Raw genomic sequence first — 23066 nt, forward strand, 5'->3', positions numbered from 1 at the left:
AAGGTTCTATTCGGAGGAAAATGGGTGAAGAGCAAGTGATATGAAGAAAGCTCAATAAAGATATTACAAATTATTCAAGAAGTAACTTATTCTGGCGTATGTTTTTTTGTCAACTTTGCGCCCGTTTAGTTTACATAAAAATGAAAGAAGGAGTGGTTTTAAATGAGAACTTATCGTTTAAATCAGTTAGCCGATGTTACAGAGGGACATATTTTGAAAGACATTATGCCGGGGGATTACATTTCTTACGGTGGACTTGCTTTCGAAAAGCAGGGAGCACGCGCTCATACGAACGACGGTCCAGGAGGCATCGACTATCATGTACACGAAGATTGCGAAGCGTTCATTATCCTGCAGGGCAAAGGTGAGGTGGAAATCAACAAAAAGCACTTTTACCCAGTAAGAACGGGGGATGTAGTCATTATAGAGCCGGGTGAGGACCATCATCTTATTTCAAGCGTAGAAGATCCTATTGTCGTCGTATGGTGCCATGCCGGGCCGTCCCGAAACAAAAATCAACTATAAAGAAGCGAAGAGAGGTGAGATAAATGAAAGCGGTTCTGGTCGGTTTAGGAAACTTCGGTTCAGGGTGGTATAAGAGGCTGAGACGTCATGCTGGTGTGCAGGCTTTATGCGTTGTTGAAGCGAACGTTCAGCTGCGAGAAACGATTGATCCGGAGACCCCGTTTTATTCATCGTTGGAAGATGCGATCATCAGCGAGCGGCCCGATTTCGTTATTAATGTTACACCACCTTACATTCACACAGCGATTAACGAGATCGCTTTCGCGCATGGCCTGCCTGTGCTCTGCGAGAAGCCGATATCGAACGATATCACGGATGCGCAATATATTGTGGGGCAGGCCGAACTGAAAAACATCCCGTTCATGATTTCCGAGAATTACCGTTTCTTCGCCCCAGTTCTGAAAGCGAAGGAGCTTCTAGACAGCGGTATCATCGGACATCTATCATCGGTACACATCGAGTTCGACCGCTATCATGTCGTACCCGTTCCTTATTTCGGTCGGCTGGCAAACGGATTGTTGGAAGATGTCACGATTCATCATTTCGATATGATCCGTTATTTTACTGGTCAAGAACCAGTGAAAGTGTTCGCTATGAACAGCAAACCGCCCGGAAGTTGGACGGAGGAGACGACGGTTCACCTTAGCGCATGGATGGAGCTTGACGGAGGGACGGTTGTGGATTATCACGGCAACATGATGGCCAAGGGAAAAACGACCGAATGGTATGGCGATTGGCGTTTCGAAGGAGCGGACGGCGCGATAACGATAACGAGCAACAGAGTACAGCTTATGAAGGAAGGAATGGAAGAAGAAGTGTACAGCTTCGAAGGGGTAGGAAACCTGCTGTCGCTCGATGAATTTCTAGCTGCTTTGAAGGAAAAGCGCGAGCCAAGACCAAGCGGAAGAGACTATTTGAAATCACAAAACTTAGTGCACGCTGCAGCCGTATCGTCGAGATTGGGCAAAATGCTTTCCGTTGAAGAAGCACTGAGAGAAGTGTAATCTTAAATTCCAAGATACGAAGGCGATGGATTACCTGGGGTGAACCGTTACATCCAGATGGTGCTGAAAATCGATTACCACAAACTAAGGAAAGAATCAGTAAGGTTTTTAGCGAACTATTCTAACGGATACGATAGCGCAATGACTTGGAAGCAGACCGCGGCAGCGGCTGCTTCCTTTTTCGTTAAAGTACCTCTTGGGCTACATAGATACTTTGCCACTGGCTGGAATCTTATAGGTTCAGGGTTTTTGGCAGTAAGTTTAGTAGCAACAACCATGTAATTTAAAGACTCCATTTGGCTAAATCGCCACTTCCGGATATTATAGTACTAGTGAAGAAAAAGGGGATGGTTCAATGAAGTTTCTTATCAAACTGGCGCTTACCGTCGCCGCACTTGTATTGATTATGATTATCGCATTTCGCTTACATACGCTGCTCGGGTGGGGACTTCTTATCGTGCTGGCTGGAGTGATGGTGTATGCCTCCAGATCGAGCTACTATGCCACTCGCGGCAGTACGGCATTCGCGTCCGACCAATTCGAGCAGGCGCTTGCCTGGTACCGGAAAGCATATGCCAGCAAGCCGTGTCCGGAGAAGCATCAGATCGGCTACGCCTATATGCTGATGAGGACAGGCGAGTCGGAGCAAGCGGAGGCTGTGCTGCATAAGCTGCTTAGCCGCACCGCGAATCACGAGATTAGGATGCAGGCTCGCTGCAATCTGGCTACCGCATTCTGGCTGCAAGGGAAACGGGATGAAGGCGTCAAAGAGCTGGAGGGCGTGTTCGAGCATTACAAAAACACACTAATCTATGGCAATCTGGGCTATTTCAAACTGATGCACGGCGACCTGAACGAAACGCTGGAGTTCAATCTCGCAGCATATGCGTTCAACAGCGACGACAAGACGATTATGGACAACTGCGCATTGAACTATTACATGCTTGGTAAAATGACGGAGGCAGAGGCGATGTTCGAGAAACTGATGTCCAAATCGCCGAAACGCGCCGAGCCTTATTATTACTATGCGCTGACCCTTAAAAAGCTCGGGAAGAAAGAGGAGGCCGCCGAACAGATTAAGCAGGCGCTTAGCAAAGATTTGTCCTTCCTGACAACCGTGACACGCATAGAAATTGCCGAAGTGGCCAAAGAGATGAACGCAGAAAAATAGCCGATCCTCGGCATTTCGCACTTTCACCGTATTGAGTGCATTTCTGTACTGGTTTTAGGTGCCCACAAAGGCACTAATTCCTTGGATAGCCATCTGGTTAAAACCTTGATGGTTTTTTTCTTTTGTTTGATGAATCGGGAACTAGATCCCATTCCCGACAAATCCAGCCGAAGCACTTGGCTTGAAAAGTTCCAATATATGAAGATCAACGCAAGAGGAAATAATTCAGTGAGGTTACCTCGATTCGCTGTACAACACCGTTGAATTATTCCAGCTAATAGCTTGTCAATATTTATTTATTAAATATAGATTCATGCGGTGGTATACTTAAAAATGGGCTAGGAAAGAGCCGTCCCACATAGCACGGAAAGATATTCCATATAATCCCATTGGTCATTTCTTACACTAAGCGGAACGCTTCCTTTGTAGTCAAGATGGCATAAATCCAGTGGATAAGTTTATTCACGCAAGCAATTATCGCTACTTTGAACAGTTTTCCTTCAGCACGTTTCTTATCTTAATAAGCTCTTAACTTTTTATTTCTGTTACTTCGAATACCACATCGTACAGCTTGGTATAGGGCAGTACGAAGCCTTCTGGAGCCATGTTTAGTTATTTTATTTATGGTTGCTGTAAACTTGCCTGAAGAAAAACACTTGGATCTACGCCAGCAAAAGCAACCAATTTCTTTGCGTGATCGAACCGATCGATTTCCCCAATCTCAGCTAAAATTGTTGCAGCAATTTTAGTGCCAATCCCGGGTATCGATTGGATTAAATCATATTCAAGTAACTCTTCAGCCAGGGCCTCTATCGATTTATCGAGGGTTGCTAGATGGTCCTGGTATTGAAGAAGCAATTTGATGAGCAGCTGCATGGAGATCAGATGACTGGGAAAAGCCGTCTCTTTAAAGGGATTTCGCCTTGCTGCAGCCATTAAGATTTGAGCGCTCCCCAGACACCATAAAGCCGATTTGCCGCGTCCTGTAAGACGCCCAATTGTAGCAGCAACTCCTTTTCGGGTCCAAAAAGGCTTGTGCATGGCTCTCCCCCTTTGAAACATCCAAACCAATGACTGGATTCATGACATCACTCCTATAGTTTTATCGCATGTGATACGGTATCCATGTCCCAACCAGCCTAACCATGGTTGAACAAGTAGGGGGGATGAACTGAATAGCTCTCGGGATCTATGTCCCACGGGCAGAATCGTTCGATCCCCGGCTACCGCTATCTTACGACCAAAGAAAAATGAGGTCGACCATAAAGATCTGGTGACCTCATAATACGAACGGGCAGGATTGTTTACCATCTACACATCAAATACTTAAAAAAAGGATTTTCATAAAGTAATAAGATTGATATGGGGGGTTGGTTTACAATGACTTCTATCGAACATGGATTATTGATTTGTAATCCTGGTGATAAAAAATTCAATTTGATTTTTAAATTATTCGAGGAGCTTTCAAGGATGGGGTGTTAAATACATCATCGGCTATGGTGCAGCTGGTTCAATCAAGAATTGTTTGACTCAAGGATCTCAGGTAATAGTAGAATCAGCATTATGTAATGATGGTACAAGCAAGACATATAAAAATGAACCAAGCTATGTACGCGGTTCAGGGGCATTGGGAAACAAAGCAAGACAGGCAGCTAAGTGTCTTGGACACCAACTGATTGAAGTTTCCGCCTACAGTAGACGCACTATAAAGAGAAACGAAGAAATTGGTTAAAGTATGGAGGAAAGATGGTGCAGAAATTGTCAATATGGAGTCTGGTGCTTTTTATGCTGCTTCTGAGGTGTGTGGTGTAAATAGTATCTGGCTAGGGTTTGTAAGTGATTGTCTAGTTAAAGAAACTTGGGATGATTGGCATGTAAGCTTAGATGAGATGGCTGAAATCACAGCTTCTGTTTGCCAACAAACAGTGTACAGTTTATTTGAGGAATTAGCAGATATTGCTGGATAAATTGTGTATTACGCTAAAGGGTACGTTCAATAAACATTGGTATGAAGCTGTAAGACTAGATATAGCAGCTTCTTTGCGTTAACGGACGGGTATATTTGCGATCTCAGATAATCATAAGAGAAGGAAACACTTTCGAGGGGCGTTACGATGGAAATAGACCGTTACTATCTTGAAATGTTGGGTTTCTACTAACAAAAGAGTAGGAGGAAAAAATGAATAATAAGGTGAAACTATGGTTTTTGAAAGATATAGAACTTATTGATATTGCAAATATATTGAAACAAAAAATGGGTTTAAGTGATATTGTACATAATGCAGAAGACACTTGGGAATGGTGTATATTGCATGATGCTAGTAATAATGTTATGTATGATATTTCTAGGAAGCATAGTAACGGATATGAAATATACGATGATCCAATAGGCATATGGGTAAGAAAAGATGGTTTGGAATTGGCTGAGGATGATCTTGTATCTGTAGCAAAAGAGATAGCTAAAATATTATTTGTAAACGTTAGTATGGGGGAAGTAAGGTACATTAGGGGAAATGATTTTGAGTTTTTTCCACACAAGGTTTTCTAGTAAAATAGAACCCAATTAGAGAGCGTCGCTCGCCGTTTCTCCCGACCAGCAAGGGGGCATTGTCGGTCTTGTGGGTATGGTTCAAGGACTGGCCTCTGTAGTGGCTCCTTTGCTGAGCACCAGCTTGTACCACCTGGACAAGGATCTTCCGTATAGTGTAGCGGCAGCCTTATTGATCATTCTGTCTACTGTGTTACTGACTGGGATGCTGCGCTCTCGGATGACCTTCAAAGGAGCCTCGAGAGCCGAGTAGTTGTAGTGTGACAAGAACTTGTACTCGAATTGCCGCGTAAATCACGGTTTTTCTTATGTGGTTTACAACATCTTGAGTGCGATAATATGTTGTTGATTTGGGGTGGTTTATTTATGTCATTTTTCATTGACCTAACGCGAAACGATAGCTCAATAGACCCCACAACGACGAGGCTACCGTCATGGAACGGCGGCCTCGTTACGTTAACGGGCAGGATACTACCAATATATGTTAATATAAAAATGCAATGATTAGAAGGTCGAAACAGGGGATTATATGAAATTTTACATAGCGTCTAGAATAAGCTCCAGGAATGTACAGACTCCGAGATAAGTGTGTTAATTGATGATGCCCCCATTATGCAAAAGAATTTGCCGATAAGAATATTCCAGTAATATTGTTTGAACAGCCGTATAATACTTATGTGACCATTGATTTGGCTTATCGTGCTTCTAATTGGATAGAAGTAAAGAGATTTATCAATGATTTAGAAGGGTCATAACGCTGACGGGTACGATAGTGCAATGACTAGGAAGCAGACCGCCGCGGCAGCTGCTTCCTTTTTCGTTTAAAGTACCTCTTTTTTGCTTTGTGTAAACCTTACCATTCCCTTCACATTTACTACGAAGTATGAAGTTCTCCATAATTGAGAATGTTCTTCACATTATTTTGCCAAGCTGCTAGCTGGTTGTTTTTCTTTCCATATCATTGTAATGACAAGACCAATAAACATAATGACAGCAGCAAAGAGATACGGATAATTGATGTTTATATCAAAGAATATACCGACTAACGCGGGCCCGACGATATTGCCAAAGCTTGTATATGTTGAGTTCATTCCAGCGATAAATCCTTGTTCTTTTTCGGCAGTTTTTGATAAATAGGTCGTTAATGCTGGTCGTAGCAAGTCAAATGCGAGAAAGATGAAGCAAGTGATAAGCAAAATGGCTAAATAGCTTGAGATCATGGTGGATGCTACCGCCAATACTACGCCAGCAATTAAGCACATCTGGATGAGTTTCTTTTCACCAAGTTTATCTACCATTTTACCAAACATAAAGATCTGAACAACAACCCCGAAGATTGAACTTATTGTAATAATGGTAGCAATATCTCGTGGAGTAAAACCAAATTTATGATCAGAATACAAACTAAATACAGTTTCATATGCTGACAAACCAAAGGCCAGTACAAACACAATAATAAAGACAATAATGTATTGTGGATGAAGTGATCGTTTGAGATCACTTACAATATTGGTATCTTTTTTAAGCTGAGTCATTTCCAAAAGCTGCTGTTTGGTTAGTGGTTCTTTTAAAATAATTAGGGATGAAATACATGTAATTAATGCGAAGCCAGCAGCAAAGTAGAATGGGGCACGCACACCAAGCTCAGCAATAAAACCTCCGATACCTGGGCCAATAATAAAACCGATACTAATGGCGGCAGAAATATAGCCCATCGCTTTGGACCTTTCCTCTACTGAGGTAATATCTGCAACAAAGGCAGTTACGGCTGGCATAATAAATGCACCACTAATGCCACCTAAAATTCTAGATAAATAAAGAACGGATACATGAGTACCTAGACCAAAGACCACCTCTGACACACTGAAGAGGAATAAGCCGATGATGATCATTTTTTTTCTGCCATAAGTGTCAATCCATCGTCCTGCTAGGGGAGACATGAGTAATTGTGCAAATGCAAAAGCTGCTAAAAGATAACCCATCGTTTGGCCTGATAGATGCATAATATTCATAAAGGATGGCATAACAGGGACGATTAATCCGACGCCTAGAAAAACAATGAATATATTACTTAGTAGAATGAGTAAGACTGTTTTTTGTTCTTTCAATGGTTTCTTCATGAAGCAATACCTCTCTCTGTAAACTCATAGCTGTGAAATACCTCTCCAAAATACGGTCCATGAGGCATTTAATTTATCATTTAATCGTTTTTCATCATTCCCATATGCAAGCTCTAACATGATGGAATCAACTACACCTAAGAAGGCAAGAGTTGGGATGAAGGCTGCATCTGCCATGATGACTTTGGCATCGATCCAATCTTGAAATTTGCTTTCTAGTACGGTTTGAATCTTTGTTTCCGTATCGATTACTTCCTCATTAATCGCTGTTGCCAGATGGAGAGGTGGAAAAAAGACATACGCAGCCAAAACTTTAACTGCTCGCTCTGTTGAAATAAATCAATTACCAATTGCAGATATCCAAATAAATCTGCTTTGGGATTTTGGGTATCCACTTTACTCAAATATTGTAGCTTTGATGAGATTTCTGTCTCTTTGGCATCTTGTAAAACTTGTAGAAATAGATCATCTTTCCCCTTGAAATGAGCATAGAGAGACTGTTTTCTCATACCAACATTCTCGGCAATTTGAGACAGAGATGCTCCCTCATACCCATGAATTGTGAAAAATTTTAAAGCTATGTCTTTAATTTCTTTACTTTTCAATATAATCACCTCGATATTAACGAACGTTCGTCAGTTATATTATCAAATTTAATTTTTTAATGCAAATATAAAATTGTTTTCAGTAGGTCGAGAGGTGAAGAAATACAAAGCAACAATGAATACGGACGAAAATGGCTTGTGTCGGGGGGGGAGTGAAAGTTCCTCGGCCGGAGTTTAAAGAATTTATAGCCTTTTATACCTGGGCAGATGAAAGCGAAAAACGATTTGAGCAACTGGGTTTACTCATTGAAACAAAGAAGATGCAGATATTTTGTTGAAAGATTTGTTTGATCGACAATAATAGTCACCATTTGCATCACGTTTCTTATACAATCGACATTCCATTTCTAGTATTATGACTAGTATTGAAACACATAATTAGTGTAAAGGACTGAACAAATACATGGGGATAAAGGGGAGTACTTTAAAACATAAGTTTGATTTTGATAACGCTCGATATTTTCGATTTCATGTATCTGTCTGGCAAAATGGTAGAGTCATTGACTACGGAGGTGTTATAGAATCTCATTCAGATGATGCCGTTATCATAAACGGTGGTAAATACTTAAAAACCAATTGTGTATTCATGGTTCGTTAAGATAAACAAAGCATGAGTATATGATGATCAAAATACTCAATGAATTACAAGAAAATATAACAAATGCTTTATTTCATGTGGTGATGCCAGAGTAAATATATTATTTATCACGACTTTTGAAACCGCTTACTAAAATTTTCATTAGTTACTAACACAATTAGGAGGGGAAAAAGATGAAGTTGATTAGAATGGCATCTTCAGTTGTATTGATCACAGCACTTGCGGGTTGCAATCAAGGAACAGGCACAAAGGATGACAAAGGGAGTATTCAAACAAAAGTTACAAACGAACCGATAACCCTTACTCTCTACCAGCACGCGGCGATTAGCAATGAGGAAATCGATAAATTTATAGTTCAGCCTGTACAAAAAAAATATCCTAATATTTCGTTTAATATTGTACGTAAAGGGACAGGCACCAATCCGGAGGAATTAGTGGCTGCTGGCATCGTTCCGGATCTTATCTATACGACAGACGCTAATACCCCTCTTTGGCGAGAACTTGATGTACCAGAGGATCTGAACAATCTGATTAAGAGCAACAACTTCGATTTAAATCGTTTTGACGCTAATGCCATAGACGCTGTTAAAGTTTATAGCGGTGGAAAAGGTGCCATGTACGCTTTACCGGTTGCCCAAAACATCGCAGCTCTTCTCTATAATAAAGATATCTTTGATAAATTCGCTGTCCCATATCCGAAAGACGGGATGAACTGGGATGAGATCATCCAGTTGGCCCGCAAGGTAACCAAAACAGAAAACGGGATCCGATATATTGGACTCAGTCCTGATACGGTTTCCCGTTTAGGTTATGGACTTTCTTTACCTTACGTTAATCCGGCTACGAACAAAGCGACAATTAATAACGATAATTGGAAAAAAGTTCTCACCACGATGAAAGATATGATCGATGTCCCGGGATTTCTAGGAGAGGATAAGAAACTCAGTTATGGTAGCAGCGATTTCTTTAAGAACGGAAATATAGCCATGCTGACCGCCTGGGTTCCCGATATGATAGCTAGCACGGATGCGAGTATCGCGGATAAATTTCCATGGGATTTTGTCTCGCTTCCCAACTACTCTGAAGCCATTGGTACAGGCCGCATCATTACCCCACATACGATCATGCTGAATAAGCAAAGCAAATATAAGAATGAAGCTTTTCAAGTGATGTCGATCTTTACTTCCGATGAGGTGCAAGCTGAACTGAGCAAAAGTGGAAAAATTTCCGCTTTAGCCAAATCGGATTTTCAAACACAGTATGGCACAAATGTACCTTATCTCAAAGGGAAAAACATTAGCGGTATATTTAAATCAAAAACACGCAAGATAAACGACCCCCTTACTGAATATGACGCTTTAGTTCGTTCGGCACTCGATGCTGGGGCCAAAGAATTGGCAGCAGGGAAAGATGTTAATACGGTCTTACGGGAAGCGGAAGAAAAGGCGAACAAAGCTATTGAGGATAAATTAAAAAAATAAATCATTCAGTAACGAAAAAGTCCATGATATCATGGACTTTTTCGTTACTGATGTTTCATAAGCTTACTACTTATATAAAAATATGGTCATAAGTGGTCGAGTCATCGAACCATTAACTCATTTTGTTATACGCAGATTGAGGTGGGTTAAGTGGCTCAATTCCAGGTTACTCAAACATTGAAGACGGGAGACTTTTATCATCTATGGCATAAATCGAATAAACAAAGTCAAAATAATCTACTTTTATACTTTGTTTGCAACTAACAGTACATTGGATTCGTCAATTGGATACAAGAATTTACATTTTGAAGAGGAGAGGACAAATTGAAGAAACATTTTATTGCAGGTGTGTTGTGTGGTGCCTTCTTAATGGCAACAGCTTCTGTATTTGCTTCAAGTGTAATTGAAGCAACAATCTTTCCAAGTAAAGTTACTTTTTTTCTAGCTAACGGGCTCTCCAAAGAAGTACAACTACAGGAAGGCGAAGAGGTGCTTAACTATAATAACAAGGCATATGTACCGCTTCGTTTATTCGCTGAGAGCAGTGGTGCTCTTGTAAAATACACACAAGCCTCTCCTGAGACTGATAACAAACATACAATAGGTGTACACTATGTTGCTGAAGAGGCTCTTTCAGAGCAAACTTCAGATGCAGCTGGTAATAAGCTACTTGAGGACTCAAGGGAGCTGCAGTTACAAGATATGCTTGCTTTAATTCTACTTCCGCATATGAAAGAGAAACTTTCTGAGGTATACTCAGATGTAATTTCAATACCACCCGTTGTTTATCCAGATTCCGTAAAAGTGAAGAGCATTGAAAGGGTAGCTGCTTTCCGTGGTTTTGATTTTTTAATCACAATAGATGCTCAACCAATAGTCGGTCCTCATATACCTGTCGGCGAAGATGTACTTACTTATCGGATCTCGCCGGCTGGAGTTGAGCTTAAAAATTTTGAACATCTTAGAGGACCCGATAAGGATGACTTCCTCCCCAATTACCAAAATCTTTTGAAGTAACGGGTACGAGAGATCAATAAACATTGGTACAAAGGCTATCATTTAAGTGGGGAGTTGCATTCAAAGAAGCTTTAAATCTATTAAGGTTTTAACCAATTTTATAACCGAACGTCTGCATAACTTCAGTTTTTGATATTGGAGGCATTGGCTGGCGACAAACTGTGCAAATATTTAAACGTCTTATTACTAAAGTTCCAAATTCGTTTTTCGTTCAGCTCCTGTAGTAACGGGAAGAGGGAGCCTATCAGTATGTCGATCAGCGCATTTGACTAACTAACTGCTTATGATATAATTGCTAAATCAATAGGTGAATAGACGCTGATTGTACGCAGGTGCAATCAGCGTTTTTGTCATCTATCAATCGCGACAGTTCCAGCGCAAAACAGCAAGAAGTATGTAGAAGTAAACATTGGTGGGGAGGGAGAGCGAATTGTTTACAATAAAGGAAGCATCGGAAAAATTAAATTGCCCCGCACATACGATACGATTTTATGATAAAGAAGGACTATTGCCGAATATTCGCAGGGACGACAAAGGCAACCGCCTTTTTGATAAAAAGGATTTGGACTGGATTCGATTAATGACTTGTTTTCGTGCAACGGGAATGAGCATAGCGGGTATAAGAGAAATTGTCGAGCTTGCCCAGCAGGGAGAAGCGACGATTGCCCAGAGAAGGGCCATATTGGAAGCGCATCAAGCTGAAATCGTAAAAAAGCAGCAGGTGCTGAACGAGGCTTTTGAAGCGGTGAGCCAAAAGCTGGAGGTGTATAATAACATCCAAAACGGCAACCCGGAGGATAGCTTTCTCGAGTATATCGGGAGGCTGGATACGCCAACGAATAATGAAGGTTTCAAGTAAATATAAGCGAAAAACTAGCGAAGCTTTGACTCATTATTTCTTCTTAGAGAAATAATGAGTCAAAGCTTCGCTAATATTTTATGTAAAGCTATTGACTTAAAGTGAACTTTAACATTTAAAATATAAATGATTTACGCTAACTAAGGATGAGGAGGAACCTATAATGAATGTGTACGATAAGATTTATATTGATGGACAATTAGTCAAACCGTTGGGTACGGAAGAGCTGGAGCTGATCAATCCCGTAAACAAGCAAGTAGCTGGCAAAGTCGTGCTCGGAAACGTTGAGGACACGTGCAAAGCAATAGAGGCTGCTAAAGCTGCATTCAAAACGTACTCTAAAACGAGCATTGAGGAACGCATGGAAATACTTTCGCGGCTGCATGAATCACTGTCGCAACGATTCGACAGATTGGTGGATGCGACCGTTTCGGAATACGGTGCGCCGGTCACAGTGGCTAAAATGCTAACCCAGCTTGCGATCAACGCCTTTTCGCATATGAAGGAAACGGTTGAAGCGTATCCTTTTATACGAGCGGCCGGCACAGCAAAGGTTCAAATGGTGCCGGTTGGCGTTGTCGGAGTCATTACGCCTTGGAATGCCAATGCGACGCATCTTGCCAATAAAATTGCGCCGTCACTCGCAGCGGGCTGCACCGTGGTTGTCAAACCGAGCGAGTTTAGCGCGGCACAAACGGAACTATTTATGGAAGCTGTCCATGCGGCCAATATACCGGCTGGCGTTATCAATATCGTTAACGGCAAGGGAGAGGTAGTCGGCGAAGAGTTGACTCGCCACCCGGACGTTACTGGCATCACGTTTACAGGTTCCACTGCAATCGGAAAACGAATCGCGGCAGCCGCGGCGGCTAACTTAAAAAGGATTACGCTCGAGCTTGGAGGAAAATCGCCTACCGTCGTTTTGGATGACGCCGACTTCACGAAAGCCGTTCCCCTTGCGGTAAGAGCCGGATTCATCAACAGCGGTCAGGCTTGCCTTGCAGGCACTAGGGTGCTAGTTCCGGAAACGCGGCTAGAGGAGGTCAAACGTTTAATGGCTGCAACCGTCGAGGCGTTAAAAGTGGGCGACCTCTGGAACGAAGCCGCAGTTATTGGGCCAATGGTGAATCAGAACCAGTTCGAAAGAGTTCAGCGCTATATTAACCAGGCGATCGAAAACGGAGCAAAAGTGGTTGTCGGCGGCGCAGGTAGTCCTGAAGGGCTCGATGATGGTTACTATGTTAAGCCGACGGTGTTCTCCAATGTAACCAATGATATGACTATTGCGCAAGAAGAAGTATTTGGTCCCGTCCTATCGATCATTACTTATAAGACGGAAGAAGAGGCTATTGAAATCGCGAACGATACACCATATGGCTTGCAAGCATTCGTCTTTTCCGGAAGCACGGAGCGGGGGAATCGGGTCGCTGAGCAGATCGTGGCCGGACGGATATCAGTCAACGGTTTGCACGACGAACCGAAAGCGCCGTTCGGAGGGTTTAAAAGCTCAGGCATAGGCAGGGATCACGGCACGTACGGAATCGAAGAGTATTTGGAGCCTAAGGCAATTCTGGGTCACAATGCCGTTATGTAACGATTAGAAGGAGTAATCAAACGGAATGAAATTATTAATTCTCGTAGTTATAATCGCTTTAGTCATCTTTTTGATACTGAAATATTATCCTCCGCTTGGCGGTAAAAGCTCGGCGGAAAGCCAGAAAAGAATTCATGCTTCCCCGCAGTTTATCGACGGGAAGTTTCGCAATCAAATTCCAACGCCGATGGATTACAGTTTAAAAGATACCGCGGATGCGCTGATTAAAACGATAAAAGGGACCCCTAACAGCAGACCAAAGGGGAGCATGCCGATCGATTCTTTTGATTCGAAAGGTTTCTCGAGAAATAAGGAAGATCAAGTGATCTGGTTTGGTCACTCCACGCTATTGCTGAAAGTAAATGGGGTGAAGCTGTTAATAGACCCCGTATTCAGCGATTATGCTTCTCCTGTTCCTTTCTTCGGTCCAAAACGTTACAGCGACAAGCTGCCGACAGAGATAGAGGATTTGCCTGAAATAGACGCTGTTATTATATCTCATGATCATTACGACCATCTGGACTATGGATCAATTCGCAAGCTGAAAGGAAAAGTGAAGCTGTTTATAGTTCCCTTAGGAGTTGCAGGGCATCTGACGAAGTGGGGTGTCGAACCTGAACGCATTAAAGAGCTTGATTGGTGGGATGAAGAGTCCGTTGAGGGACTGACGTTAATCAGCACGCCGGCAAGACATTTCTCTGGCCGGGGCAGAAGCAGCGTCGGGCCTACCTTATGGAGTTCTTGGGTCATTGTTAGTGGTCAAACGAAAATATATTATAGCGGGGACAGCGGATACGGACCACATTTCAAGGAGATTGGCGATAAATACGGACCGTTTGATCTCACGCTTTTCGAAACGGGTCAATATGATGAAAAGTGGGCAAATATTCATATGACTCCTGAGGAATCGGTGCAAGCTAACCTGGATGTGCAAGGTAACTTAATGATCCCTATACACTGGGGAGCTTTTACGTTAGCGCTGCACAGTTGGACAGATCCTATAGAGCGGGCAAAACGAGCGGCTGAACAACGGAACGCAGCCTTGGCGACGCCTAGAATAGGCGAAACCGTAACGATAGGAGCAACGAAATACCCTTCTGCAGCCTGGTGGGAATAGCATGGAGCCAATTCGCATGAGAATGATTTTTTCCAAAAAGCAGCACTTGACTTAAAGTCGACTTTAAGATTTAAGATCATTCTCGAGCGACGCTCAAACCACTATCGGGAGGGAACACACATGAGCAAAACGATTTTAATTACAGGCACGTCAACAGGCTTTGGCAAGGAATTGGCCCTTCAATTCGCCAAGCGTCATTGGAATGTAGTAGCTACCATGCGAGATACGCAGAAAGTCGCTCCTGAATTTGGCAAATACTCTAACATTCAGGTGATGGCATTAGATATTACGAATCAGGAAATGGTTCATCAGGTTGTCGATACGGTAACTAGTCAATATGGGCGAATTGATGTTTTGCTCAATAATGCGGGATATGCTCAGGCGGGCGTTTTTGAAGAAGTAACTGTCCAACAAGCTCGCAGGCAATATGAAACGAATGTATTTGGCGTCATGGGTATGATTCAAGCCGTACTTCCGCAAATGAGGAAAAATCGTTCCGGACATATTATTAATACATCGTCTATGGGCGCAGTGCAAAGCTTGCCGACCTTGTCCATCTATTGCAGTTCAAAAGCGGCACTTGAAAATCTTAGCGAGGGACTTGCTGCCGAAGTGAAAGAGCTAGGGATCAACATCACGCTTATTGAACCTGCAGGCTTCAAAACAGGCTTTCAAAGAAATACGCAAGAAGTTAAAAACGATATATCGGATTACCAAGCGACTTATGATTGGTACAATAAGCTTGCCAAGACCGCGCCTTACGGCGATGTAGAAAAAGCAATGTCTGCGGTCGCCGATATTGCCGGCGCAGACAATCCGCCAAGAAGACTAGCTTTGGGGAGCATGGGACTCGTGATGGCTCGCACACAGCTCAATTCCATGTTAGAGGAATATGAAAAGTGGGAGCATATTACCGCAAGCGCAGATTAATTTAAATATTTTCAAGCGTAGGGAATGGATGAACAATCCATTCTCTTTTTTATGCGTGCAACCGGTTGGCTGATTAAAGTGACGGTTGCTTTGAGATCGGTTTGAAGTAGCGTGCACGATAATGATTATACCCCATGATCCTCGTTGGACAGCAGAGGCAATCTTCAACTTGTTGGACAACGCGGTGAAATATACAGATAGCCCCTGAAGTTCCAAGCCAGGGAAAGGGAGTATGTACTCCGTGTTTATGCCTTTGCGATAGGGAGTGGGGATGTTTTTCTGCGATTGATTTCGAATTAGGTTGCTCTATTACATGGGATGGTTATAATGAATAAGAACCAGAATGACACAGGATCGTAAATGAAAAGCAATATAAGGAGCATAAGATGAGCAAAACAAGCTTTAGAGACTATACATTAAGTGAAGATATCGTACGGGCATTAGAGGGCTTGGGGTATGAGCATCCGACGGATGTTCAAAGCGAAGTCATACCGCTGGCGCTTAAGAAAAAAGATCTTACCGTCAAATCCAAAACAGGAAGCGGCAAAACGGCCGCGTTCGGCATTCCTATTTGTGAAATGATCGAGTGGGAAGAGAATAAGCCGCAAGCATTAATATTAACCCCAACGCGTGAGCTTGCCGACCAAGTGAAAGAAGATATTCGGAATATCGGGCGATTCAAGCGAATTAAAGCAACCGCACTTTATGGAAAGCAGCCCTTCGCTAAGCAAAAAGAACAATTAATGCAAAAGTGCCACGTCGTTGTCGGGACACCGGGACGCGTGCTGGATCATATCAAAAGAGATACGCTCGACCTCGAACGATTGCAATACCTTGTTATTGATGAGGCCGATGAGATGCTGCGAATGGGCTTTATCGAGCAAGTCGGAGCGATTATTGACGAGCTTCCGGAAGATCGTATGACAATGCTTTTTTCGGCTACGTTGCCGGAAGATGTAGAGAAGCTATGTCATCGCTATATGAATAACCCTGTGGATATTGAGATTAAGGCGTCGGTAAACACCGCAGTTCAGATTGAGCATAAGCTGTATGTCGTAAGGAATGATCATAAATTCAATCTGCTTCGCGACGTTACAACGATGGAGAATCCAGATAACTGTATCCTTTTTTGCCGGACGAAAGAGCAAGTAGATAAGTTAAGCAGTCAGCTAGAGAACCTCAGCTATCCTTGTGACAAAATCCATGGGGGTATGGAGCAGGATGACCGATTCCATGTGATGAATGAGTTCAAAAGAGGGGCGTTTCGCTATTTAGTTGCTACGGATGTCGCTGCGAGAGGCATTGACATTGAAAATATTACACATGTTATTAACTACGACCTGCCTCTGGATAAAGAAAGCTATGTACATCGGATCGGAAGAACAGGACGCGCAGGCAATTCAGGTAAAGCGATCAGCTTTGCTACTCCGAACGAGGATAAATTTCTAACCGAAATTCAAGACTACATTGGGTTTGAAATCCCAAGGCTGGACCCTCCTTCCAAAGAAGAGGTTGCCCATGCGAAAGCTGCCTTTGAAGAGAAATTGACGACACAGCCGGTTGTCAAACAAGATAAGAGTGAGCAGTTAAGTAAGGAAATTTTGAAGCTGTACTTTAACGGCGGCAAGAAAAAGAAATTAAGAGCCGTAGATTTCGTCGGTACGATTGCCAAGATCGAGGGCGTAACAGCAGACGATATCGGTATTATTACGATTCAAGATAACGTCACTTATGTTGACATATTGAATGGTAAAGGCCCGCTTGTTTTGCAAGTGATGAAAGACACGACGATTAAAGGTAAACTATTAAAAGTGTACAAAGCCAATAAGTAGAGTTCAAATGCTTGATATGATCAGAAGCCTAATCACAAGGTTCCTGACTATAAAAAGACACTACCCTAGACAAACTTAGGTAGAGGCTAAAAACTCAGGGGAACGATAGTTCAATTAAAACAGCGGTAATCTATACAGCCAACCGAATGAATCGATGAGCTGTTGTCAATGAATATGAGATGATCGACGTAATCCGCGTCGTTTTCCATTTACTTTCGTTTCCCGGAGGCCTCTGTAATGCTGCCAATATTTCAATAGCTCCATTAGTATTGGATATATTTGTACTGGAAAAAAATCCAAGGCTGTGTTATGATAATTGTAATCGATTACATAATAATTTCATTGAACGCCGTAAACAAAGGAAGATTAAAGATCATGAGTTCCATTAAAGAGGTTGCCAAACAAGCAAACGTATCGGTAGCTACGGTGTCCCGGGTATTGAATAATGATCCGGTTGTGAAAGCCGAGACGAAGACGAAGGTGCTCCGTGTCATCGAAGAGATGAACTACAAGCCGAATATGCTTGCCAAAAATTTGCGTACACAAGCAAGTAAAACGATTGTTATGGTGCTGCCTTCCATGTCGAACCCTTACTTTTCGGAGATTGCAAGAGGCGCTCACGCCGCTGCGTATGACAGCAGCTACCATATTATTATAGGGACTATTGAATCGAAGCAGTGGGTTCTGGAAACCTATGTGAATTTGTTGAAGACGAACTTGGCGGAAGGAATCATCTTTGTTTCCTCCAGTGCTAATAAGGCTCTTCTGGAGCAGCTGCAGCCGAATTATCCAATTGTGCTCTGCACGGAAAGCTGTCCGGGGATTGATGCAACATGTATCGCTATCGACAATAGGCAAGCCTCGTATGAGGCTGTAAGAGAGCTGCTTCAGCGCGGGCATAAGCAGATTGCGTACATTGCAGGAAGTAAAGAGTCAAGCTCAGTAACCGCCCGGCTGGAAGGCTACAAGGAAGCGTTGATGGAAGCGGGTATTGCTTTTAATCCTGATTTGATTCAACCAACGAAGAATGTATATCAAGATGTCGTAGAAGCTGTAAGCCGAATTCATTCCAAAAGACTTGAAATTGACGCGATTATTGCTCATTCCGATCTCCAGGCTTCTTATATTTTGCGGGGGATCAAAGAGAAGACGATTCATCTCAAGGAAACGGTGGGATTAATCAGCTTTGACGGAACGTTCATTGCGGAAATTACGAATCCGACGATTTCGACCATTGTTCAGCCTATGTACGATTTGGGCTATCGAGCGGTTCAACAGCTAGTGTCCCAATTATTGAATGAAGTAGAAACTCCTCAATTGGTGATTTTGCCTCATAGAATGGTTGTTAGAGAAACATAAGGGTTGTAATTAATAAACTCTTGGTTTCTTTTGCAAGATATTGTAACCGATTACAATAAGGGGGTGAGACATGTGAACGACGTGACAACAGCTTGCTTAAAATAAGTATAGATAACAGAAGAAGAGGAGAAAGCGACCATGTTGACAATTACAAACCGTAAGGTAAAAGATCTCAAACCAAGTTGGGCTGCGTTTAACGGCTTTTCATTTTTATTTGATAACCCAGGAGACAGTCTTCGTTTATTTGAACTATGCGAGTCTACGCAGGTCATGAATAATCGTTATGAGGACGAAGCTTCTGCTTTTTACCGGATCTTGTATGATGAAGCGAACCAAAATACTTTTTTAAAAGAAAAGTGCGGATTCTGCCCTTTACCACTGCCTTCCTACCATGTTACGGTTTGGGATGGAGTGAATGATTACAATGCTCATCGAGTAGCTGAAAGAGTGAGGGAAGCAGGTCTTCAGTTTTTGGAGGGTCTGCCGCATACGCTGCTGGACAGTCCATTCGTGACGGGAAAAGACGGAGAACCCTTGGCACTACATACCCAACCGATCGAATTTATTTTCGCCAAAGTGCACAAATGGGGGAATAGCTCGTTGGTTGCTCTACTGCAACCGGCCAATAAAGAGTCTTCGGAGAGTATTGCCAAGATCGAGCAAGCTAGAGTGAGGCTCAATGATGAATTTACCGAGAGGTTCGGCATTCAACCAGCAACACTCCCATATCGCCCACATGTATCACTCGGTTATTTCGCCAATAATGAATTGGCTGAACAGGCTGAGTCCGAGATTCCATTGTTTAATGAACGTATGAGGGAGCAATTGGACGGACTTGTGTTATGCTTTCAAAGCATAAGTCTGTACGGGATGATCAATATGGAAACTTTTTTTCGACGTAAGCCATAATATCAAGATTATTATTTACGAAATCTTAAATCAAAGCTGGAATTCTTTTTACATAAGTATGTTATGTTTAGCTCTAGCACGATTTTTATGATGCAAAAATGTAATCGATTACGAAGAGGATCATTAGATGCTTATCCAAACTGAGTTCAATGAAAGCAATAATGTAATCGATTACGAAAATCAAAAGAAAGGAACTGTGAAATCATGAAAGAAACGAGATGTACGTCGAAATCATTACAATGGCGCTCAGCGGGTCTTACAGGGTGTATTCTTGCCGCAGGAATGCTGTTGCTGTCTGCTTGTTCACAGCAGGAATCAGCGACAGGTACAGGTAACAAAAAGGAGGAAAAGCACAACCCGGTTATGATCAAAATCGGAGTCAAAGCGAGCGGATATTTGACCGACGAGGAGTTTAAAAGGTATTTTACGGATCCGGTCCAGAAGAAATATTCATGGATCACAACGGAAAAAGTCGCATATGACGACAAGCTGCTTCCAGGGCAGGTCGTAGCCAATGAAGTGCCGGATATTATCATTACTAATAATGTGAACGGGATTCCCGCCATTAATGAAGCTGGGCTGCTTCAGTCTTTAACAGATGGTCTCAAGAAAAATGCAATCGATCTGTCCCGGTTCGAGACAGCTGCATTAGATTCGATAAAAGCCGCAGCACAGAAGGATGATCTCATCGCTGTACCGTATACGCAGAACTTCAGCGCACTTTATTACAACAAAGATATCTTCGATAAATTCGCCGTTCCATATCCAAAGGATGGCATGACATGGCAAGAGGCAACAGAGCTGGCCAAGAAAGTGACTAGGATGGACAGTGGCATTCAATTCAGGGGCTTGGAGCCTAACGTTCCGGAGCGGATGGCTTCCCAGCTCTCGCTTCCTTTCGTCGATGTGAAAACAAACCAAGCGATAATAAATAACGATCAGTGGAAAATGGTGCTTCAACAGGCTGCCAGCATTTATACGATTCCGGGCAATGGCAAGCATGCATGGAAAACAGCAGGGATTAATTTGTTTACGAAGGATCGTTCACTGGCCATGCTGGCGGACGTCAATATCATTACCTCGGCAAAATTGGGAGAGTTAACGGATTTGAACTGGGATATAGCATCCTACCCGGTATTCCCTGAAGCTGTAGGAAAAGGAATGGGACCGGATCTTCACATTATGGTGCCTACGAAGACTAGCAAGCATCAGGATGATGTATTCAATGTTATTGCGACCGTAACGTCTGATGAGGTTCAAATGGATATGACGAAGCAAGGCAAAATGAGTATTATGAAGGACGAGAAGTATAAAACGGCTTTTGGACAGGAGCTGCCTTACTTAAAAAATAAAAATATCGCTTCCGTGTTCAAGTCTTCCGTAGCCAAGCCTTATCAGCCTTCTTTGTTCGATACTCAGGCGATGACGATTATTCAAGAGGAGCTGCGCAATATGTTCCAGAAGGGGAAAGATGCGAATTCTGCGCTTAGGGATGCGGAGGAAAAAATCAATATGGATATTAGGACGAAACTCAAATAATACGGGTTAGGTCGGTGAGGATCCAGTGAAGAAACTTGAAGAGGATAAGACGAACAGCTCACAAACTAAGGTAACTAGAAGAAAATTGTTGCAATCATTAGGAGCTGTTGGAGCAGCAGTAGCCATAGGCTCGGTAGGATCTGCGATAGTCCAGGGGAAGTCGTTGTCTATGGGCAGTAGCGTAACGGACAATGTTTATGGCACAGGTCCAGAGCCGTCTGCGGACGATTGTGTGTTTAATGTGAAGCATTACGGTGCCATAGGGGATGGAGTTGAGGACGATAGCTCCGTATTTGAGCTGTGCCTAACAAAAATAAATGAGCGTGGACGCGGCACCATCGTCGTTCCATCAGGTACATACAAGCTAACCAGAGTGTTAAGGCTTTATCGCAATACGTTTATTCAGATGGATGACGGTGCTGTATTGAAGAGATTGGGTAATCCTGACGTCCATTTAAAGCTGTTTGTAAATGGAGCTTCAGGGGACTCCAATTATGCATCCGCCTATGAAGGGGATGGGAATTTGACGTTGATAGGAGGCACCATAGATTTGTGCGGGGATACGAACCCTCCGTCAAGCCCCTCTAAAAACCTCCAAGCCTTTGCTTTGGCTCATGCAGATCGGGTATATATGGAACGTGTTCAGTTCGTTAATGGTCATAACGGTCACATTATCGAATTTAACTCTAGCCGAAATGTTACCTTACACAATTGTTCTTTTAAAAATCAGCTTGTAAAAGGAACCGATCAATATGAAATGGTACAGATTGATTTTGCCGATGCATTAGCATTCCCATTGTTTGGGGCTTATGATAACACGCCTTGCCGTGATGTGCTGATTGAGGGCTGTACATTTGAGAATGGACATCGTGGTGTAGGAACGCATGGATCCAAATATGATTCGGCAGGACAGCAGGTGTTCCATGAAAACATTCGAATCGTTAACAATCATTTCAAAGGCTTGAAGGACATCGCGATTAAACCGGAAAGCTATAAGAACGCTGTTATATCAGGGAATACGATAGAGCAGACAGGTGGCAATGCCATATCCGTCTATTCCTGCAGCAGCATGGTGATAGCAGATAATGTCATTCGTCAAACCGGCTTGCACGGTATTGCAATAACAAGGAAAACAGTAGCGGGAGGGTTCGATCAGCCATCCGTCCTGATTCAAGTCTCAGACAATGTCCTATCCAATGTTAAAAACTCCGCTTTTAGAATTATTGGCGGTGGCGGAGTCGTAATTTCCGATAATTATTGCTCTAGTATTCAGCGGGAAGGGGTGTATGTGACCAACACGAACGATACTATCATTAAAGGGAATGTATTCCGGGGCGTGACCCAAGACCAGAACGCTTTGTACTATGGGCTACGAATCGAAGGCTGCTCCAGTGTAGAAGTGGTTGAGAATACGCTTAACAATCGAGGGTACACGAACAATTACAAGTATGCCGTGTTCGTTCCCGTCGGAAATACGGGAGTAAGCATCCATATGAATACTTTAAGCCCGGGCGTATCGGGTACTCTCTTTAATGAAGCAGTAGATACCCTCTTTTCCTCGGTACAGGGGGAACGTCTGTTGACGGATATGCTAAATACGGTTACTGGTACCATCAGCTTAAACGACGACATAACGAAGTATAGAAGCGTTATTGTTGCTACAGGCAGTGTAACCGATGGAACATTGCGCCACGAGAGCGCTAGAGGCTGGATCACAACCGGATTCAGACCCGGTACAGACTATATTCAAGTATCAACGACAAATGGGCAATTCGTCGGTAAGGTGGAAGCCTCGAACCGAATTCTCATCATTAGCGCCAGCGATCCGATAAGATACATCATCGGAATCAGTTAAATG

General features: G+C 42.9%; 21 protein-coding genes and 1 pseudogene. 18 read left to right on the plus strand and 4 right to left on the minus strand.

Features of this window, described 5'->3' with window-relative positions:
- Positions 1-162 precede the first annotated feature (162 nt).
- The 4 genes from QMA13_RS17270 to QMA13_RS17285 all read left to right on the plus strand — a co-directional run bounded on the left by QMA13_RS17270 (position 163) and on the right by QMA13_RS17285 (position 2700).
- A complete protein-coding gene (locus QMA13_RS17270) occupies positions 163-525 on the plus strand; it encodes a cupin domain-containing protein (protein ID WP_282942894.1) in 363 nt (120 codons plus the stop codon).
- 23 nt (positions 526-548) lie between these two features.
- Complete coding sequence (locus QMA13_RS17275; protein WP_282942895.1) at positions 549-1529, plus strand: Gfo/Idh/MocA family protein; 981 nt, start codon at positions 549-551, stop codon at positions 1527-1529.
- Between the two features lie 39 nt (positions 1530-1568).
- The gene (locus tag QMA13_RS17280; RefSeq protein WP_282942897.1) at positions 1569-1811 is read left to right on the plus strand and encodes a hypothetical protein; all 243 of its coding nucleotides are present in this window, start codon (positions 1569-1571) and stop codon (positions 1809-1811) included.
- Between the two features lie 73 nt (positions 1812-1884).
- A complete protein-coding gene (locus tag QMA13_RS17285; protein WP_282942899.1) occupies positions 1885-2700 on the plus strand; it encodes a tetratricopeptide repeat protein in 816 nt (271 codons plus the stop codon).
- Between the two features lie 400 nt (positions 2701-3100).
- On the opposite strand, the pseudogene QMA13_RS17290 reads toward QMA13_RS17285, so the two are convergent.
- Positions 3101-3681, minus strand: a pseudogene (locus tag QMA13_RS17290) (IS110 family RNA-guided transposase); the annotation flags it as partial.
- Between the two features lie 743 nt (positions 3682-4424).
- On the opposite strand from QMA13_RS17290, the gene QMA13_RS17295 reads away from it, so the two are divergent.
- The 3 genes from QMA13_RS17295 to QMA13_RS17305 all read left to right on the plus strand — a co-directional run bounded on the left by QMA13_RS17295 (position 4425) and on the right by QMA13_RS17305 (position 5501).
- A complete protein-coding gene (locus QMA13_RS17295; RefSeq protein WP_282942900.1) occupies positions 4425-4667 on the plus strand; it encodes a nucleoside phosphorylase-I family protein in 243 nt (80 codons plus the stop codon).
- A gap of 212 nt (positions 4668-4879) precedes the next feature.
- Entirely contained in the window at positions 4880-5248 is a 369-nt protein-coding gene (locus tag QMA13_RS17300) for a hypothetical protein (RefSeq protein ID WP_282942902.1), read from the plus strand.
- Between the two features lie 76 nt (positions 5249-5324).
- Positions 5325-5501, plus strand: a complete 177-nt coding sequence (locus tag QMA13_RS17305; RefSeq protein WP_282942904.1) for a hypothetical protein — start codon at positions 5325-5327, stop codon at positions 5499-5501.
- A gap of 664 nt (positions 5502-6165) precedes the next feature.
- Here QMA13_RS17305 and QMA13_RS17310 read toward each other — a convergent pair.
- From QMA13_RS17310 to QMA13_RS17320, 3 genes are all read right to left on the minus strand, one after another.
- Complete coding sequence (locus QMA13_RS17310; protein ID WP_282942905.1) at positions 6166-7368, minus strand: MFS transporter; 1203 nt, start codon at positions 7366-7368, stop codon at positions 6166-6168.
- Positions 7369-7392: 24 nt separating this feature from the next.
- The gene (locus QMA13_RS17315) at positions 7393-7545 is read right to left on the minus strand and encodes a hypothetical protein (protein WP_282942907.1); all 153 of its coding nucleotides are present in this window, start codon (positions 7543-7545) and stop codon (positions 7393-7395) included.
- A gap of 71 nt (positions 7546-7616) precedes the next feature.
- Positions 7617-7973 (minus strand): TetR/AcrR family transcriptional regulator, encoded by a 357-nt coding sequence (locus QMA13_RS17320; RefSeq protein WP_282942908.1) that lies wholly within the window; start codon positions 7971-7973, stop codon positions 7617-7619.
- A gap of 771 nt (positions 7974-8744) precedes the next feature.
- Here QMA13_RS17320 and QMA13_RS17325 point away from each other — a divergent pair.
- The 11 genes from QMA13_RS17325 to QMA13_RS17375 all read left to right on the plus strand — a co-directional run bounded on the left by QMA13_RS17325 (position 8745) and on the right by QMA13_RS17375 (position 23063).
- The gene (locus QMA13_RS17325; RefSeq protein WP_282942909.1) at positions 8745-10052 is read left to right on the plus strand and encodes an ABC transporter substrate-binding protein; all 1308 of its coding nucleotides are present in this window, start codon (positions 8745-8747) and stop codon (positions 10050-10052) included.
- A 324-nt stretch (positions 10053-10376) separates the two neighbouring features.
- Positions 10377-11069, plus strand: coding sequence for a DUF3888 domain-containing protein (locus QMA13_RS17330; protein WP_282942911.1), 693 nt, complete (start codon positions 10377-10379; stop codon positions 11067-11069).
- Between the two features lie 430 nt (positions 11070-11499).
- Entirely contained in the window at positions 11500-11928 is a 429-nt protein-coding gene (locus tag QMA13_RS17335) for a MerR family transcriptional regulator (protein ID WP_282942912.1), read from the plus strand.
- A 163-nt stretch (positions 11929-12091) separates the two neighbouring features.
- Positions 12092-13522, plus strand: a complete 1431-nt coding sequence (locus QMA13_RS17340; RefSeq protein ID WP_282942913.1) for an aldehyde dehydrogenase family protein — start codon at positions 12092-12094, stop codon at positions 13520-13522.
- A gap of 25 nt (positions 13523-13547) precedes the next feature.
- A complete protein-coding gene (locus QMA13_RS17345) occupies positions 13548-14639 on the plus strand; it encodes an MBL fold metallo-hydrolase (protein WP_282942915.1) in 1092 nt (363 codons plus the stop codon).
- A gap of 120 nt (positions 14640-14759) precedes the next feature.
- Positions 14760-15569, plus strand: coding sequence for an SDR family oxidoreductase (locus QMA13_RS17350; RefSeq protein WP_282942917.1), 810 nt, complete (start codon positions 14760-14762; stop codon positions 15567-15569).
- Between the two features lie 386 nt (positions 15570-15955).
- Entirely contained in the window at positions 15956-17401 is a 1446-nt protein-coding gene (locus QMA13_RS17355) for a DEAD/DEAH box helicase (protein ID WP_282942918.1), read from the plus strand.
- A gap of 375 nt (positions 17402-17776) precedes the next feature.
- Entirely contained in the window at positions 17777-18760 is a 984-nt protein-coding gene (locus tag QMA13_RS17360) for a LacI family DNA-binding transcriptional regulator (RefSeq protein ID WP_282942919.1), read from the plus strand.
- Positions 18761-18898: 138 nt separating this feature from the next.
- Positions 18899-19669 carry a 2'-5' RNA ligase family protein gene (locus tag QMA13_RS17365; protein ID WP_282942921.1) on the plus strand — a complete coding sequence of 257 codons (771 nt, stop codon included), beginning with the start codon at positions 18899-18901 and terminating at the stop codon, positions 19667-19669.
- 204 nt (positions 19670-19873) lie between these two features.
- Positions 19874-21208: an ABC transporter substrate-binding protein gene (locus QMA13_RS17370; protein WP_282942923.1), complete on the plus strand. Its 1335-nt coding sequence runs from the start codon at positions 19874-19876 to the stop codon at positions 21206-21208.
- Positions 21209-21233: 25 nt separating this feature from the next.
- Positions 21234-23063, plus strand: a complete 1830-nt coding sequence (locus tag QMA13_RS17375) for a right-handed parallel beta-helix repeat-containing protein (protein ID WP_282942924.1) — start codon at positions 21234-21236, stop codon at positions 23061-23063.
- Positions 23064-23066: the final 3 nt, after the last annotated feature.

The sequence above is a fragment of the Paenibacillus sp. RC67 genome (assembly GCF_030020805.1).
Taxonomy (GTDB): domain Bacteria; phylum Bacillota; class Bacilli; order Paenibacillales; family NBRC-103111; genus Paenibacillus_S.

What these genes read in the sequence shown, in the direction of transcription:
- QMA13_RS17270 (WP_282942894.1), top strand. Translation starts at nt 163, where the DNA reads ATGAGAACTTATCGTTTAAATCAGTTAGCCGATGTTACAGAGGGACAT.
- QMA13_RS17275 (WP_282942895.1), top strand. Translation starts at nt 549, where the DNA reads ATGAAAGCGGTTCTGGTCGGTTTAGGAAACTTCGGTTCAGGGTGGTAT.
- QMA13_RS17285 (WP_282942899.1), top strand. Translation starts at nt 1,885, where the DNA reads ATGAAGTTTCTTATCAAACTGGCGCTTACCGTCGCCGCACTTGTATTG.
- QMA13_RS17300 (WP_282942902.1), top strand. Translation starts at nt 4,880, where the DNA reads ATGAATAATAAGGTGAAACTATGGTTTTTGAAAGATATAGAACTTATT.
- QMA13_RS17305 (WP_282942904.1), top strand. Translation starts at nt 5,325, where the DNA reads ATGGTTCAAGGACTGGCCTCTGTAGTGGCTCCTTTGCTGAGCACCAGC.
- QMA13_RS17310 (WP_282942905.1), bottom strand. Translation starts at nt 7,368, where the DNA reads ATGAAGAAACCATTGAAAGAACAAAAAACAGTCTTACTCATTCTACTA.
- QMA13_RS17315 (WP_282942907.1), bottom strand. Translation starts at nt 7,545, where the DNA reads ATGGCAGATGCAGCCTTCATCCCAACTCTTGCCTTCTTAGGTGTAGTT.
- QMA13_RS17325 (WP_282942909.1), top strand. Translation starts at nt 8,745, where the DNA reads ATGAAGTTGATTAGAATGGCATCTTCAGTTGTATTGATCACAGCACTT.
- QMA13_RS17340 (WP_282942913.1), top strand. Translation starts at nt 12,092, where the DNA reads ATGAATGTGTACGATAAGATTTATATTGATGGACAATTAGTCAAACCG.
- QMA13_RS17345 (WP_282942915.1), top strand. Translation starts at nt 13,548, where the DNA reads ATGAAATTATTAATTCTCGTAGTTATAATCGCTTTAGTCATCTTTTTG.
- QMA13_RS17350 (WP_282942917.1), top strand. Translation starts at nt 14,760, where the DNA reads ATGAGCAAAACGATTTTAATTACAGGCACGTCAACAGGCTTTGGCAAG.
- QMA13_RS17355 (WP_282942918.1), top strand. Translation starts at nt 15,956, where the DNA reads ATGAGCAAAACAAGCTTTAGAGACTATACATTAAGTGAAGATATCGTA.
- QMA13_RS17360 (WP_282942919.1), top strand. Translation starts at nt 17,777, where the DNA reads ATGAGTTCCATTAAAGAGGTTGCCAAACAAGCAAACGTATCGGTAGCT.
- QMA13_RS17365 (WP_282942921.1), top strand. Translation starts at nt 18,899, where the DNA reads ATGTTGACAATTACAAACCGTAAGGTAAAAGATCTCAAACCAAGTTGG.
- QMA13_RS17370 (WP_282942923.1), top strand. Translation starts at nt 19,874, where the DNA reads ATGAAAGAAACGAGATGTACGTCGAAATCATTACAATGGCGCTCAGCG.